We start from the raw sequence: 13,292 nt of genomic DNA, 5'->3' as shown, positions 1-13,292 counted from the left end.
GCTTTTTCGACATGACTCTTTCCGACTGGCGCAGCATGCGCGTCATCTCCGACGACGGCCCCATCGCTCGCGCATCGATTGGCCTCATCACACTCGCGAGCGACGTGGTGATCGAACGAGAACTCGCGCGCATGATGCCGGTCGAGGGCGTCGGCGTGTTTGCGAGCCGCATCGCCATCGACGGCGACCTCACGGTGGACGGCCTCGCCCGACTCGAAGCGGGTATTCCCGCGGCAGCGCGACTGCTGCTGCCCGAAGAACGGCTGGACGCGATTGCTTTCGGCTGCACGTCAGGCACGATCGCCATCGGTGCGGAGCGCGTCGCGGCCGCGATTCATGCGGTACGCCCCGGCATCGTCACCGTCGACCCGTTTTCCGCGGCGCTCGCGGCCTTCGCCGCCCTTGGCTTGAAGCGCGTGGCGTTGCTGACGCCCTACCCGGATGCCGTCAGCGAATCGATCCGGCGCGCGCTGGAAGCGCACGGCGTCCAGGTTCCCGTGTGCGGCACGTTTCGCCAGACCCACGACCCGACGATCTGCCGCGTCGCGCCGCAAGCCATTCTCGAAGCGGCTGGCGCGCTCGGCGAAACCGACGTCGACGGCGTGTTTATTTCTTGCACGGCGTTGCGCGTTTCGTCCGTGCTATCGGCAATCGAAGCGCGCATCGGCAAGCCGGTGATCGCCAGCAATCAGGCGCTCGCCTGGGATCTCTTGCGGCGCACAGGTATCGCCGATCCTGTGTCCGGCTTCGGTCGCCTGCTTGAATCAATTCGTACGGCATCCTGACTATTAAAACGCAACATTATATAAAGTTGTGCCACGTTGTCTTCTCACACGCGATTAATCCACGATGAAACTCAAATCCCTGCTTGCCCGCGCACTCGTTACGACGAGCCTGATTGGTCTTTCATTCGGCGCACACGCCGAAACGCCTGCACCGCTTTCCATCGGACTGAACACCTACGCGGGTTATGGCCTACTCTATCTCGCTCAGGAAAAGGGCTTTTTCAAGGCCCATGGCACCGACGTGCGGATCGTCAACACCGAAGACAAGGCTTCGACGGCCGCCGCCATTGCAGGCAAGCGTCTCGACGGCTGGGTCACGACGGTCGACACCTTCATCTTTTACGACGCGGCCAAGCTGCAACTTCAACAGGTGCTGGGCATCAGTTTCTCGGCCGGCGGCGAGGGCATCATCAGCACGGCGCAAATCACGCAACCGTCGCAACTACGCGGCAAGACCATCGCCGTGGAAGAAGGCTCGCCCGGCTACTTCTTTCTGCTCAACGTGCTCGCCGACAACAAGATTCCGCTCAAGGACGTCAAGTTGCTGAGCATGAAAGGCGCCGACGCGGGCGCAGCCTTCGTGGCCGGCAAGGTCGACGTCGCCGCTACGTGGCAGCCTTGGCTCTCCAAGGCCGACAAGCGCCCGGGCGGCCATATTCTCGTCGATACGCGCAGCAAGCCGGGCCTGATCGCCGACACGCTGGCCTTGCGCTCGGATGTCATCAAGAATCGGCCCAAGGACGTGACGGGTTTCATCGAAGGGTATAACGACGCGTACGCGTATTGGCACGCACACGAAGAGGAAGCCGACGGCGTGATCGCCAAGGCGCTCGGTATTTCGGTCGACGAACTCAAGCGCGAACTCGAAGTCATCCACTTCGCGTCGCCCGACGCCAACCGTCACTATCTGCTCGACCAACAGGGTATTCGCAAAGTGGTCGCGCGCGGCGTCACGTTCTATCGCGATGCGGGCCTGCTCAAGAGCGACCAGAATCCCACCGTGCTCCTGAACACGCAGCCGTTCGAAGCCGCGACCGCGCAGCACTGACCGGCGCGTGTGGCATCGAAAGGCTTAACGTATGGCTTCCCTGAATCTATTCGCCGTCCGCCAGAACACACCTCGTGTCGCGCGCGGCGCGGCAAGCGCCATCGTGTTCGTCCTGCTGCTCGCGGCGTGGCTCGCCGCGAGCAGCACGGGCTTCATCGATCCGATGTTTCTGCCCTCGCCCGCCAGTGTGCTGAGCACCGCCTGGCGGTTCTACGCGCACGAACAGTTCGCCGATGACCTCTTCGCGAGCCTGTATCGCGTGATCGTGGGCTTCGGCATCGCCGCGTTGCTCGCGGTGCCGCTGGGCGTCGCGATGGGTGCGTGGGAAATGGCGCGCGCCGCCTTCGAGCCGCTGCTGGGCTTTATCCGCTACATGCCCGCGACCGCGTTCGTGCCCTTGCTCGTGCTGTGGCTCGGCGTGGACGACGCGCAGAAGTTCGCGGTCGTCTGGCTCGGCACGTTCTTCCACCTTGCCCTGCTCGTGATGAACAGCACGCTCAGCGTACGCGCCGAGCTGATCGACACCGCGCAACTGCTCGGTGCTTCGCGCCTGCAACTCGTCACCCGCGTAATCTGGCCGGCGGCACGGCCGTTGATCTGGTCGGACCTGCGCGTGGTGCTCGGATGGGCATGGAGCTATATCGTCGTGGCGGAACTGGTGTCGGCCAATAGCGGCGTCGGCTTCCAGATCTTGCGCGCCTCGCGCTTTCTCGATGTATCGACGATTTTTGTCGGTATCTTTTCGATCGGCGTGGTGGGCATCACGAGCGATCTCGCGATGGCGGCGATCGGTCGCTGGCTCTTTCCGTATCGACGCGTGCATCGCGAACAAGGAACTGCATCATGAGCGTCCCGGCCATCCGTATCGAAGGGCTCTCGAAGCACTTTCAACACGGCAATACATCTCGCGCGGTTCTAGAGAACCTCACGCTCGACGTCGCCCAGGGCGAATTTCTCGTGCTGCTCGGACCATCGGGCTGCGGCAAGTCCACACTGCTGCGCATTCTGGCGGGATTGAGCGTGCAGGATCGCGGCACTGTTGGCTTCTCGCACGCAGCGCCGAAGCGCGGCATGGTGTTTCAATCCTATAGCGCGTTCGAGTGGCTGAGCGTCGAAGACAACGTCGCATTCGGTCTCAAGCTGGCCGGCGTGCCTCGCAATACGCGCCGCGAACGCGCACGCCGTTGCTCGATCGTGTGGGCCTCGGGGCGTATGCGCGAAGCTGGCCCGCCCAGCTTTCCGGCGGCATGCAACAGCGGCTGGCAATCGCGCGATCGCTTGCGACTCAACCCGATCTGCTCTTGATGGACGAACCGTTCGGCGCGCTCGATACGTTCACGCGCACATCGATGCAGCGCTTTCTCGCCGATCTCTGGCTCGACGCGAAAACGACCATCGTATTCGTGACGCACGATATCGACGAAGCCATTGCACTCGCGGATCGTATCGTCGTGCTCGCGCCGCATCCGGGCCGCATTCATCGCATCGTGCCGGTCGATCTGCCGCGTCCGCGAGGCACGCTCGATCCGGACGACGCCGATTGGGTCGCGCTGAGACGCGCCTTGCGCGCGTCGTTAAACGAGGTCTGCGAGCGTGCAGGCGATGCAACCGGAGAGACGAAAGAGGCGGGCGTAACTGCGCTCGCTTGAGGGAATTGCACGCGGATCTCGCGAGCTGCGCCGAATTGCCGCACCGGGCGATTCGGCGCCCGGTGCCCGACTACCGATAAAAGCGCATCAAACGCTTTCGGCTTTCTTCGACTCGTGCTTCTTGCTGTTGTCGTCGGTGCTGCTCGGGTATTTCGCCTGACCAAAGCGAATCAGCAGAACCCCCACGGCGATCAGCACGATCGCGCCCGAGGAAGCCAGCAAATGGATTTCCGAATTCGCGCCCGCACGCAGAATCAGGTCTCGTGCAATCGATACCATGGCGATATACAGCGGGAAACGCACCGGCAATTGCCCCGCCTTCAGATATTGCCCGACCATCGCGAACACCTCGAGGTACAGGAACATCAGCAGCAGATCGGTGAGGGTGACGCCATCGGAATTCACCATCCGCCAGATCAGGTGCACCATCGCCGCCACGGTGCCAATGCCGATAATGAACAGGCCAAACAGCTCGGCCAGTTCCATCGCGCGCTCGAGCCGCCCTTTAATCGCACTCTGCAAGGCGTTTTCGTACTTCACTTTTACCGATCCTCCAAAATAAACACGGTTGAAGGATAGTAGCGCGATATGTCGGGATTTTAAAAATCGGCGAGAGAGATTTTCAAACCGCGCCGCTCAGGGCGCGGCGGCCGCCGTTTCGAACGCGCGTGCTTTCACGCGCCGCGTGCGGACGAGCAAGGACATCGCCACGCGGTCGAGCGCCGTGCACATCACGAGATACAACGCGGCGACAAACAGGAAAATCGGAATCGGATAAATCATCAGCCGATTATTTATCTGAGTGGCGACGAACGACAGTTCGCCCACGCCCACGATATAGGCAAGCGACGTGTCTTTCACGAGCGACACCCATTGATTCACGAACGAAGGCGCCATGATGCGCAAAGCCTGTGGCAGCACCACATAGCGCAGCGCCGCGAAACGCGAAAAGCCAAGCGACTGTCCCGCCTGCCATTGCGCGTCGCCCACTGCCACGATGCCCGCATGCACCGAATGCGCGAGATACGCGCCGCCGATCAGCGAGAGCGCGCAGACCACGGCCGCGAGACCCGGCACGTCGATGTGAAAAATCACCGGCAGCAGGAAAAACGTCCAGAAAATCAGCATCAGCACGGGAATCGCGCGGAAGAAGCCGATCACGAGCAGCAGCAGCGCGCGCAGCGGGCCGGATGCGAGCGCCAGCGCAATGCCGAGCGCGAGGCCCAGCAACGCAGAAGCCAGCGCGGACGTGATCGCCAGCACGAGCGTGAGCGCCGCGCCGCCAAGCGGGCCGTCGGGAAAAGCGCCGACGAGCAGATACGGCAGATTCGCCGTGAAAACGTGCCACGGCATCATCAGCGTGCTCCCCGCGTGGCCGAGCGTGCGTATTGCCGCCAATGCAGCACCGCTTCGAGCAGCGCAATCGCGCCAATATAAAGCAGCGTCGCAATGCCGAATGCCGCGAAGGTCTGAAACGTTTCCGTCTCCACCTGACGCGACGCGTACGACAATTCAGCGAGACCAATCGCCATCGCCAGCGAGGAATTCTTTACCAGATTCATGTATTGCCCGAAAAGCGGCGGCAACGCGATGCGAATCGCCTGTGGCAGCACGACATAACGAAACGATTGCCACGGCGTCAATCCGAGCGCTGCTGCAGCCTGACGCTGCGCGAGCGCCACGCCCGCAATGCCCGCCTCCACTTCGCCCGCGATAAACGCGGCCGTATAACACGTGAGCCCGAGCCACGCCGCCACGAATTCGAACGACGGCCAGCGCAGCGCGACCAGCGGCGTCGCCAATACGTGCGGCGTATTGAGCCATTGCATCCACGCATCCGGCAGCAACGTGGCCGCGCCGAAATACCAGAACAGCAATTGCACGAGCAGCGGCGAATTACGAAACGCCGTCACATAAGCATGACCCGCGCGACGCAACACCGCGACGCGCGCTTGCCGCGCGAGCGCGATCAGCACGCCGAGCGCGGTCGATGCGAGCGCGGCGCACAGCGTCACGCCCAGCGTCACGCCAAAGCCCTGCCAGAGCCACAGCAGATACTTCGGCGCGAGCGGGAGATCGGCCTGCAATGCAGCCAGATACGAATGCATCAGACCTTGTCGCCGATCTTGAAGGTGCGCGCGAGCGGCGTCTTCGTCGTCGGGCCGAACCAGCGGTTATAAATCGTCAGCGCGGTGCCGTTGGCTTCGAGACCGCGCAGCGTGTCGTTGACGAACGACGTCAGACGCGGCTCGCCCTTCGGAATGCCCACGCCCATATAGTCGTTCGAAATCGTGAACGGCGGGATTTCGTAATTCTGTTTATCGGGCACGTTGGCGAGCAGGCCGACGAGTTTCGGGCCATCCTGCGTGATCGCCTGCACGTTGCCGGTACGCAGCGCGGCGAACGCGAACGGCGTATCGTCATACGCGACGAGCGTGGCTTGCGGATATTTCTCGCGCACCGTGATTTCGTTCGTCGTGCCCTTGTCCACGCCAATGCGCAGGCTCGAAATCTGATCCGGCGATTTCAGCACGCCCTTCTTCGCGAGAAACTGCTGGCCCGACGAGAAATACGGAATGCTGAAATCGACCTGCTTCGCGCGCTCGTCGGTAATCGTGAAGTTCGCGAGCACGAGATCGACCTTGTGCGAAACGAGGAACGGCACGCGGTTGGCGGGATTGGTCGGCTGCAATTCGAGCTTCACGCCCAGTTTGTCGGCGATGGCGCGCGCATAATCCACGTCGAGACCGACAATATGATTCGTGGCCGGATCGACGAAACCGAACGGCGGATTGCTGTCGAAGGTGGCCACGCGCAGCACGCCGGCCTTCTTGATGTCGTCGAGACGATCTGCGTGCGCGAGACCGGAAGTCAGAGCCGTGAATGCGACGAGTCCAGCGGCGAGCCATGTCTTCTTCATTGTTTTTTCCCGTGTGGTGTGGTGCGAATACAGAATGAAAGGCGAGTATAAAAAGCGCACGCGCCGCGTTCCAATAACGGATTCGCGAATCGTTATATGCTCGTGGCATTAGCAGAATTGACGCAGGATTGACACGATGACGCACGGGATCGCCGCCCTGCCGATGTACAACGTCACGCCGCAGCACGGCATGCTATGGCGCGCCTTCCTGCGCGATGCGCTCGGCGAATTCGCGCGCCGCGCTGGCGTGCGCGAGCGCATCGCGTTGCTCGACGAACCGCTCGGCGATCTGTTCGCGCTATGGCGCAGCCCCGACCTGCTGATGTCGCAAACCTGCGGCTTTCCGTATCGCATGCTCGGGCTCGACCGGCAGGTGCATTTGCTCGCGACGCCGGTGTTCAACGCGCCCGGTTGCGAAGGCGCGTGGTATCGCAGCGTGCTGCTCGTGTCGGCGCAAGCGTATGCGAACGGCGCGACGTCGCTCGCTGCGTGCCGCGGTTTGCGCGCGGTCTGCAACAGCACCGACTCGCATAGCGGCATGAATGCGTTCCGTCATGCGGTGGCGACCACGGTTCCGAAGTCCGTGCGCGGCGAGCGTTTCTTTGCCTCGGTGTCGTTCGTCGGCTCGCATTGGAATGCGCTGCGCGCGCTCGCCGCGAACGAAGCGGATGTCGCGTCCATCGACTGCGTCACGCTCGCTTATGTGCGCGACGCACGGCCCGAGATGCTCGAAACATTACGCGAGATCGGCATGACGGCGGCGGCGCCTGGCCTGCCGTTCATCGCCTCGCGCACGCTGCCCGTCGCGCACGCCGCCTTGCTGCGCGATGCGCTCGACCACGCCTGCACGCTCGATGCGCTGCGCGCGAAAACCCTGCGTTTACAGGGCTTTTCTCGTCTCGATCGAGCCGATTACGCCGTCATCGAGCAGTTCGCCGACGAAGCACGCGCAAACGGTTACGCCGAACTCGTTTAAACGCGCGCATCGTGCTGAAAAGCGCTTTAGCAGTTTCGATGCAAAGCAAAGCACGGATCGATATAAGCACCTTACAACCTGCCGATAGAATGGAACGCTGGCCACCCGGCGCTCAAGCGGCATTCGCACACGAATCGCTCCCGGCGCCGCGCCCAATCACAATCATTCGGGGATTCGCATGGCATCACTCAAACGCGCCGCGCGCTGGCTCGGCGTGGGCATCGTCGTCAGTTCGGCATTCGCCGCCACGCTCGCCTACGCAGACACGTCGCTGCTCAACGTCTCGTACGACGTCACGCGCGAACTCTACAAAGACATCAACGCGAGCTTTATCGCCGACTACAAGCAGAAGACCGGCGAAACCATCACGATCAAGCAGTCGCACGGCGCATCGAGCGCACAGGCGCTTTCCGTGCTGCAAGGCCTGCAGGCCGACGTCGTGACGATGAACCAGCCCAACGACATCGACCTGCTCGCCGAACGCGGCCAGATCGTGCCCAAGAACTGGCGCACGCGTCTGCCCGACGCCAGCGCGCCTTACACCACGACGATGGTGTTTCTCGTGCGCAAGGGCAATCCGAAGCACATCAAGGACTGGGACGATCTCGCGAAGCCCGGCGTGCAGGTCGTGATCGCGAACCCGAAGACCTCGGGCAATGGCCGTTATGCGTATCTGGCGGCGTGGGGTTATCGCAAGCTGCAAGGCGCGAGCGATGCGCAGGCGCTCGACTTCGAACGCGCGCTGCTCAAGAACGTGCCGGTGCTCGACGCAGGCGGTCGCGGCGCGACGACCACGTTCACGCAGCGCGGTATCGGCGACGTGCTCGTGACCTTCGAAAACGAAGTTTCGCTGATCGATACGGGCGTGGGCGCGAAGGATTTCGAGGCGGTCTATCCGTCGGTGAGCCTGCTGGCCGAGCCGCCCGTGACGGTGGTCGACAAGGTCGTGGACAAGCGCGGCACGCGCAAGGAAGCGACGGCGTATCTGGAGTATCTGTACTCGCCCGCCGCGCAGGAAATCATCGCGCAACATCATCTGCGTCCGCGCGACAAGACCGTGCTCGCCAAACACGCCGACGAATTCAAGCCGATCAAGACCTTCACGGTCGAGCAGGTGTTCGGTAGCTGGCAGAAGGCGCAGGCCACGCATTTCGCCGATGGCGGCACCTTCGACCAGCTGTTCGCGGATCGCAAATAAGCCTGTTTTTCAGGCCTCGATCGTGAACACCGTGCGCGGGCCGCTGCCAGGCTCGCGCCAATGTTGGGCGATCTGCGCGAGCGGCACGGCCTGCGTTTCGACCGCCAGTCCCGCCGCTTGCGCCGCGCCGAACACGGCGCGCACACACTCCATCAAACGCGGCATCGTCACACTGCCGATGCCGCTGCCAAGCAACGTGATCGGCGCCGCACGCAACGCCGCGCCGGGCAACGCAATCTCCCCGCCGCTCGCCGATCCGATCTGCACGAAGCGCAACGCGCGTCCTTCCGGCGCGGTTCGCGCAGCCGTCACCAGCAACGCCTGCGCGCTCGCGCCCCAGAGATAATCGAGCACCACGTCCACGCCCGCTGCGAAATGCGGCGCGATCTGCGCGGCGAGTGCATCCGGCTCGCCATTCAATGCAATCGAGACATCCGCGCCCGCTTCGCAGAGCGCGTCGAGCATCGCTGGATTGCGGCCCGTCACGATGATCTTGCCCGCGCCCAGATGCTTCGCGATACGCACCGCGAGCCGCCCGGACACGCCGGTCGCGCCGTTCACGAGCACGGTCTCGCCCGCGACGAAACGCGCGCGTTCGACCAGCGCGGCCCACGACGACATGCCGGGAATGGCGAGCGCCGCGGCGGCGACGTCGTCGAGCGTATCGGGGATCGGCGTGTAGAGCGATTCCGCCACGAGGCATTGCTGCGCCAACGCGCCATACGGCGCGCGCGGCATGCAAAAGTAGACGCGCTGGCCATCGTCGAGACGGCCCGCACCGTCGAGCCCCGCCACGAACGGAAAACGCTGCGTCGAAGAATAATGCTGGCCCGAAGCCTTCGCATAGGCGACGCGGCTCAACGCGCAGGCGCGCACGTCGATCACGCGATGGCCCGCCAGCGCGGCGGGCGCGTCGAAATCGGCGTAATCAGGCAGCGTGCCCGCGCCGCGAATGACGGCTGCTTTCATCTGAATTCCTTGAACATGACTGGAGAAAAGGGATCGGCGCTTGCGTCATCGCGCGCGGTATCGATCGCTTACAGGCAGTCTAGTCGTGCGGAATCGGCCCGTCTCCGGTATAACAGCCATTCGATACCGAATTCCAGCCATCGCCGCGGAGCAACAGCATGCGCCAACCCACCGAACAGCGACTCATACAGCCGCTGAACCACGAACCCATCGTCCGGCCCGACCGCGTCCTGGCGACGCACGGTCCCTTTCTCGCCGCGGGCGAACTCACGCAGCGCACGGCGCGCACGCGTGCGCCGCATCATCACGCGCGCGGCCAGTTGATGGGCGCACTGAACGGGCTCGTGTCTGTGGGTATAGATGGGGCGCAATGGGTCGTGCCCGCCGTGCATGCGATCTGGATTCCGCCGCATCATCTGCATTCGGTGCGTTCGCACGGGCCGTTTTCGGGCTGGAGCGTGTTCGTGACGGAGGCGCGCTGCGCCGGATTGCCCGACGCGCCGCGCGCGATCCGCGCCACGCCGTTGCTGCGCGAAGCGGTGCGCCGCGCCGCGACGTGGGACGACGCTGCGTTCGACGCCGCACGCACGCGGATCGCCGAGATGATTCTCGATGAAATCGCCGCCGCGCCCGCCGAGCCGCTCGGCTTGCCGCGTCCCGTCGATGCACGGCTCGCGCGCATTACCGACGCACTCGCCGCCGATCCGGGCAACGAACGCAGTCTGGAGGAGTGGGCCGCGTGGGGCGCGCTCGCGCCGCGCACGCTGAGCCGACGTTTTGTCGCCGAAACCGGCTGGACGTTCGCGCAATGGCGTCGCCAGGCGCGCTTGCTGCGCGCGCTCGAACGCATCGCGGAAGGCCGCAGCGTGACGGCCACGGCGCTGGAACTCGGCTACGGCAATGTGAGCGCGTTCATCGAAATGTTTCAGCGCGCCACCGACACCACGCCGGGACGCTATCTGGAAACGCGCGAGGGCACGTAAACTGAAAACACACGCTCAGAACGGCGCGTCGCCTTCGATGGTGGTCCGATAAAGCTTGCGGCGCAGATGATCGGGCGTGCCCGCCGCGAGATGCATGAGCGAGCGGTTGTCCCAGAACACCAGATCGTGCTCGCGCCACACATGGCGATACACATGCTCGGCGCGCACGCTATGCGCGAACAGTTCGTCGAGCAGCGCGCGGCTTTCGTCGTCGGGGAGATCGACGATGCGGGTGGTGAAGTGCTCGCTCACGAACAGCGCCTTGCGGCCCGTTTCCGGATGCGTGCGCACGACCGGATGCACGACCGCCTTCACCTGCGCGATCTGCTCCGCCGAAAGATTCGGCCGCCACGGGCTGCGCGCCTGCAGCTCGGCATAGCGCGCGAGATAGGTATGCTCCGCGCGCAGACCTTCGACGGCCGTGCGCAAATGCGCGGGCAAGCTGTCCCACGCGAGATGCATGTTGGCGAACAACGTGTCGCCGCCTTCGGACGGCAATTCCTGCGCATGCAACAGCGAGCCGAGACTCGGCTTCTCCTTGTATGAGAGATCGGAATGCCAGAAATGACCGGCGTCACCGAGCCCGATCGGCTTGCCGTTCTCGACGACATTCGACACGATCAGCACGTCCGGATGTCCCGTCAACGCAAACTGATGCAGCACGTGTTGCTGCAGCGGCCCGAAGCGGCGGCTGAATTCCACATGTTGCGCGGGCGTGATGCGCTGATCGCGAAACACCAGCACATGATGATCGAGATGCGCGCGGTGAATGCGCGCGAAGTCGTCGTCGGCGAGCGGCGCGCCGAGATCGAGGCCGATGATTTCCGCGCCCAGCGGCGCATCGAAGGCACGAATCTCGAAGCGTTGCGCCGCGACGGGCGGCTGGGCGACGAACGAAGCGGTAGTCGAAACAGTAGTCGAAGCGGCGGTCATGGTCACGCGTAAAGCCTGTCTGGAATCGAGAAGACCAATCTACGTGCGCACGCGCCGCGCGGCAACCAAGCAATTCCCATACGCATATCCGTTCGAGTCATTAAGGCGCTGTTTGCGCAGATATGCGTGCGGATTCAGAACACGCGTCCTTCGGTGAGATGCGTGGTGACGTCGTTGAGCACGTAGTCGCCGAGCACGCGCGCCTTGTGCAGCAGCGGATTGTGGCTGAAGATCGTGCGCAGATTGCGCCAGTGGCGGTCGAAGTTATGCGCGCGCGACGTCGCCGACGCACCGCCCGCCTCGAACATCCGCTCGCCCGCTTCGAGCGCGAGCTTGCTCACCACCAGTTGCGTGCGCGCGGTCGCGAGCGCGCCTTCGAGCACGAGCGATTCGGCGTCGGCATCGCCATTCCGGATTGCCTGGGACGAGCGCTCCAGCACGCGCGCGTTCTCGCGCACGAGCGCGTCGATCGCATGGCTGTGCGCCGACAAGGTGCCGACGATCTGCTGGATAAACGCGTCCTCGCGCGCACTCGGCGCGGGGCTGTGCAGCGCGGGACGGCCGTGATCGCGCACATAGCGGCGCGCATCGCTCACCACGTTGCGCACGATGCCCGCGGCCACCGCCACCAGATGCAGCTGGCGCAGCGCGCCCGTGTGACGCCCGACCAGCGTGGTCAGATCGCGCGCGGCCACTTCGTCGGCGTAGACGATCAGATCGTCGAATACGAGGCTGCCGCTCGCGGTCATGCGCTGACCCATGCCGTCCCAGTCGTCGAGCACGCTGAAGCCGTCGCGCTTCACGGGCACGACGGCGATCACCGCGCGGCCCTCGTCGTCCTGCACGTTCAGGCGCGCGTAATCCGCGAAAGCCGTGCCCGTCGAATAAAATTTGCGGCCGTCGAGCCGGTAATGCTCGCCTTCGCGGCGCAGCGCGGTCTGAATTTCACCGGGACGCGAGGTCGTGGCCTCCGTCGATGCGCCGCCGAAAATCGCGCCGTCGATCACGCGGCGAATCTGCACGTCGTTGAACGGCGTACGTGGCGACAGCAGCAGCACCTCGGTCTGGTCGTAATGCAGACGCAGCGCGTGCGCGATATGGCTGTCCGCGGCGGCGAGCGTGGCGATCACGTCGAATTCGTCGACCAGCGTGCCGCCCAGCCCGCCCCATTCGACCGGCAGGCGCAGCCGTCCGAGCGCGGAGCGGCGGAACTGCTCGAAGCCCGCGAACGGCAATTCGCGCCGCGCCTCGCGCGCGGCGGCATCGACGCCGATCGCCTCGGCAAGCTCGGGCAACGCGGCCAGCGCTGCATCGAGCGTGAGCGCATCGTGACGTCCGGAAACGAATTCCGGCGGAAACTCGGGGGAAATCGACTGAAGTGCGGACATCGGCCATCCTCGTGATGCGCGGTATCGGGCGAATCAGTATAAGAAGCGCGGCGCGCGCGACGAACCACGTTATTGGACTTTTGTTATGCGCATCTCTGCTTTGTGCGCCGATTTGCGTGCTGCGGCGGCATCGGCGTGAAAAGAAAAACAAAAACTGAAAAAGCAAATCAGCGCGCGCCACGCACCGTTCGCACGAATCGTTCTTTGACCGTGCGCGCGGCCGCTGCCGATAATCGTTCGCTTCAGTATCAGCAAGGATGGCTAAGCATATGAACGCCCCCACTCCGCCCGCCGCGCTCGATTCCGCCGCCGACGAGGCAACACGCGCCACCCACGCCGCGCTGATCGAGCGCGCGGCGCTGCTCGGCCGCGTGTTCGCCAATCTCGCCGACGACTACGACCGCAGCGGCGCGCCGCCCCAGGAGCAATTCCAGGCGCTGCGA

The 13,292-nt window shown here is 64.0% G+C and carries 14 protein-coding genes and 1 pseudogene; 8 read left to right on the top strand and 7 right to left on the bottom strand.

The window, feature by feature from the left end:
- The first annotated feature begins 11 nt into the window (after nt 1-11).
- The 5 genes and pseudogenes from G3N97_RS13120 (at nt 12) to G3N97_RS13100 (ending at nt 3,482) form a co-directional block, all read left to right on the top strand.
- Nucleotides 12-785 (top strand): aspartate/glutamate racemase family protein, encoded by a 774-nt coding sequence (locus G3N97_RS13120; RefSeq protein WP_205993595.1) that lies wholly within the window; start codon nt 12-14, stop codon nt 783-785.
- A gap of 64 nt (nt 786-849) precedes the next feature.
- Nucleotides 850-1,833 (top strand): ABC transporter substrate-binding protein, encoded by a 984-nt coding sequence (locus tag G3N97_RS13115; protein ID WP_205993594.1) that lies wholly within the window; start codon nt 850-852, stop codon nt 1,831-1,833.
- A gap of 31 nt (nt 1,834-1,864) precedes the next feature.
- Nucleotides 1,865-2,680 (top strand): ABC transporter permease, encoded by an 816-nt coding sequence (locus G3N97_RS13110; protein WP_205993593.1) that lies wholly within the window; start codon nt 1,865-1,867, stop codon nt 2,678-2,680.
- Nucleotides 2,677-3,092 (top strand): annotated as a pseudogene (locus G3N97_RS13105) (ATP-binding cassette domain-containing protein); the annotation flags it as partial. The gene G3N97_RS13110 and the pseudogene G3N97_RS13105, both read left to right, overlap by 4 nt.
- 45 nt (nt 3,093-3,137) lie before the next feature.
- Nucleotides 3,138-3,482 carry a hypothetical protein gene (locus G3N97_RS13100; protein WP_205993625.1) on the top strand — a complete coding sequence of 115 codons (345 nt, stop codon included), beginning with the start codon at nt 3,138-3,140 and terminating at the stop codon, nt 3,480-3,482.
- A gap of 87 nt (nt 3,483-3,569) precedes the next feature.
- Here the strand turns inward: G3N97_RS13100 and G3N97_RS13095 are convergent, their stop codons facing one another.
- The 4 genes from G3N97_RS13095 to G3N97_RS13080 form a co-directional block, all read right to left on the bottom strand.
- On the bottom strand, nt 3,570-4,022 hold the full coding sequence (locus G3N97_RS13095) for a phosphate-starvation-inducible PsiE family protein (protein ID WP_346778065.1): 453 nt from the start codon (nt 4,020-4,022) through the stop codon (nt 3,570-3,572).
- Nucleotides 4,023-4,118: 96 nt separating this feature from the next.
- Nucleotides 4,119-4,838, bottom strand: coding sequence for an amino acid ABC transporter permease (locus G3N97_RS13090; protein ID WP_205993620.1), 720 nt, complete (start codon nt 4,836-4,838; stop codon nt 4,119-4,121).
- Nucleotides 4,838-5,590, bottom strand: coding sequence for an amino acid ABC transporter permease (locus G3N97_RS13085; protein ID WP_205993591.1), 753 nt, complete (start codon nt 5,588-5,590; stop codon nt 4,838-4,840). The genes G3N97_RS13090 and G3N97_RS13085 overlap by 1 nt, the downstream gene beginning before the upstream one ends.
- Nucleotides 5,590-6,402, bottom strand: a complete 813-nt coding sequence (locus G3N97_RS13080) for an ABC transporter substrate-binding protein (RefSeq protein ID WP_205993590.1) — start codon at nt 6,400-6,402, stop codon at nt 5,590-5,592. The genes G3N97_RS13085 and G3N97_RS13080 overlap by 1 nt, the downstream gene beginning before the upstream one ends.
- Before the next feature lie 136 nt (nt 6,403-6,538).
- On the opposite strand from G3N97_RS13080, the gene G3N97_RS13075 reads away from it, so the two are divergent.
- The gene (locus G3N97_RS13075) at nt 6,539-7,378 is read left to right on the top strand and encodes a PhnD/SsuA/transferrin family substrate-binding protein (protein WP_205993589.1); all 840 of its coding nucleotides are present in this window, start codon (nt 6,539-6,541) and stop codon (nt 7,376-7,378) included.
- 178 nt (nt 7,379-7,556) lie between these two features.
- Nucleotides 7,557-8,576: a sulfate ABC transporter substrate-binding protein gene (locus tag G3N97_RS13070; protein ID WP_205993588.1), complete on the top strand. Its 1,020-nt coding sequence runs from the start codon at nt 7,557-7,559 to the stop codon at nt 8,574-8,576.
- A gap of 9 nt (nt 8,577-8,585) precedes the next feature.
- On the opposite strand, the gene G3N97_RS13065 is transcribed toward G3N97_RS13070, so the two are convergent.
- Nucleotides 8,586-9,545: a zinc-binding alcohol dehydrogenase family protein gene (locus G3N97_RS13065; RefSeq protein ID WP_205993587.1), complete on the bottom strand. Its 960-nt coding sequence runs from the start codon at nt 9,543-9,545 to the stop codon at nt 8,586-8,588.
- A 158-nt stretch (nt 9,546-9,703) separates the two neighbouring features.
- Between G3N97_RS13065 and G3N97_RS13060 the strand changes: the two genes are divergently transcribed.
- Nucleotides 9,704-10,528 (top strand): helix-turn-helix transcriptional regulator, encoded by an 825-nt coding sequence (locus G3N97_RS13060; protein ID WP_205993586.1) that lies wholly within the window; start codon nt 9,704-9,706, stop codon nt 10,526-10,528.
- Nucleotides 10,529-10,543: 15 nt separating this feature from the next.
- Here the strand turns inward: G3N97_RS13060 and G3N97_RS13055 are convergent, their stop codons facing one another.
- A complete protein-coding gene (locus G3N97_RS13055; protein WP_205993585.1) occupies nt 10,544-11,461 on the bottom strand; it encodes a TauD/TfdA family dioxygenase in 918 nt (305 codons plus the stop codon).
- 134 nt (nt 11,462-11,595) lie between these two features.
- Nucleotides 11,596-12,849, bottom strand: a complete 1,254-nt coding sequence (locus tag G3N97_RS13050) for an acyl-CoA dehydrogenase family protein (protein ID WP_205993584.1) — start codon at nt 12,847-12,849, stop codon at nt 11,596-11,598.
- Nucleotides 12,850-13,292: the final 443 nt, after the last annotated feature.

It is taken from the genome of Paraburkholderia sp. Ac-20347, assembly GCF_017104805.1.
GTDB lineage: Bacteria > Pseudomonadota > Gammaproteobacteria > Burkholderiales > Burkholderiaceae > Paraburkholderia > Paraburkholderia tropica.
This window is presented reverse-complemented; position numbering and strand designations above follow the sequence as displayed.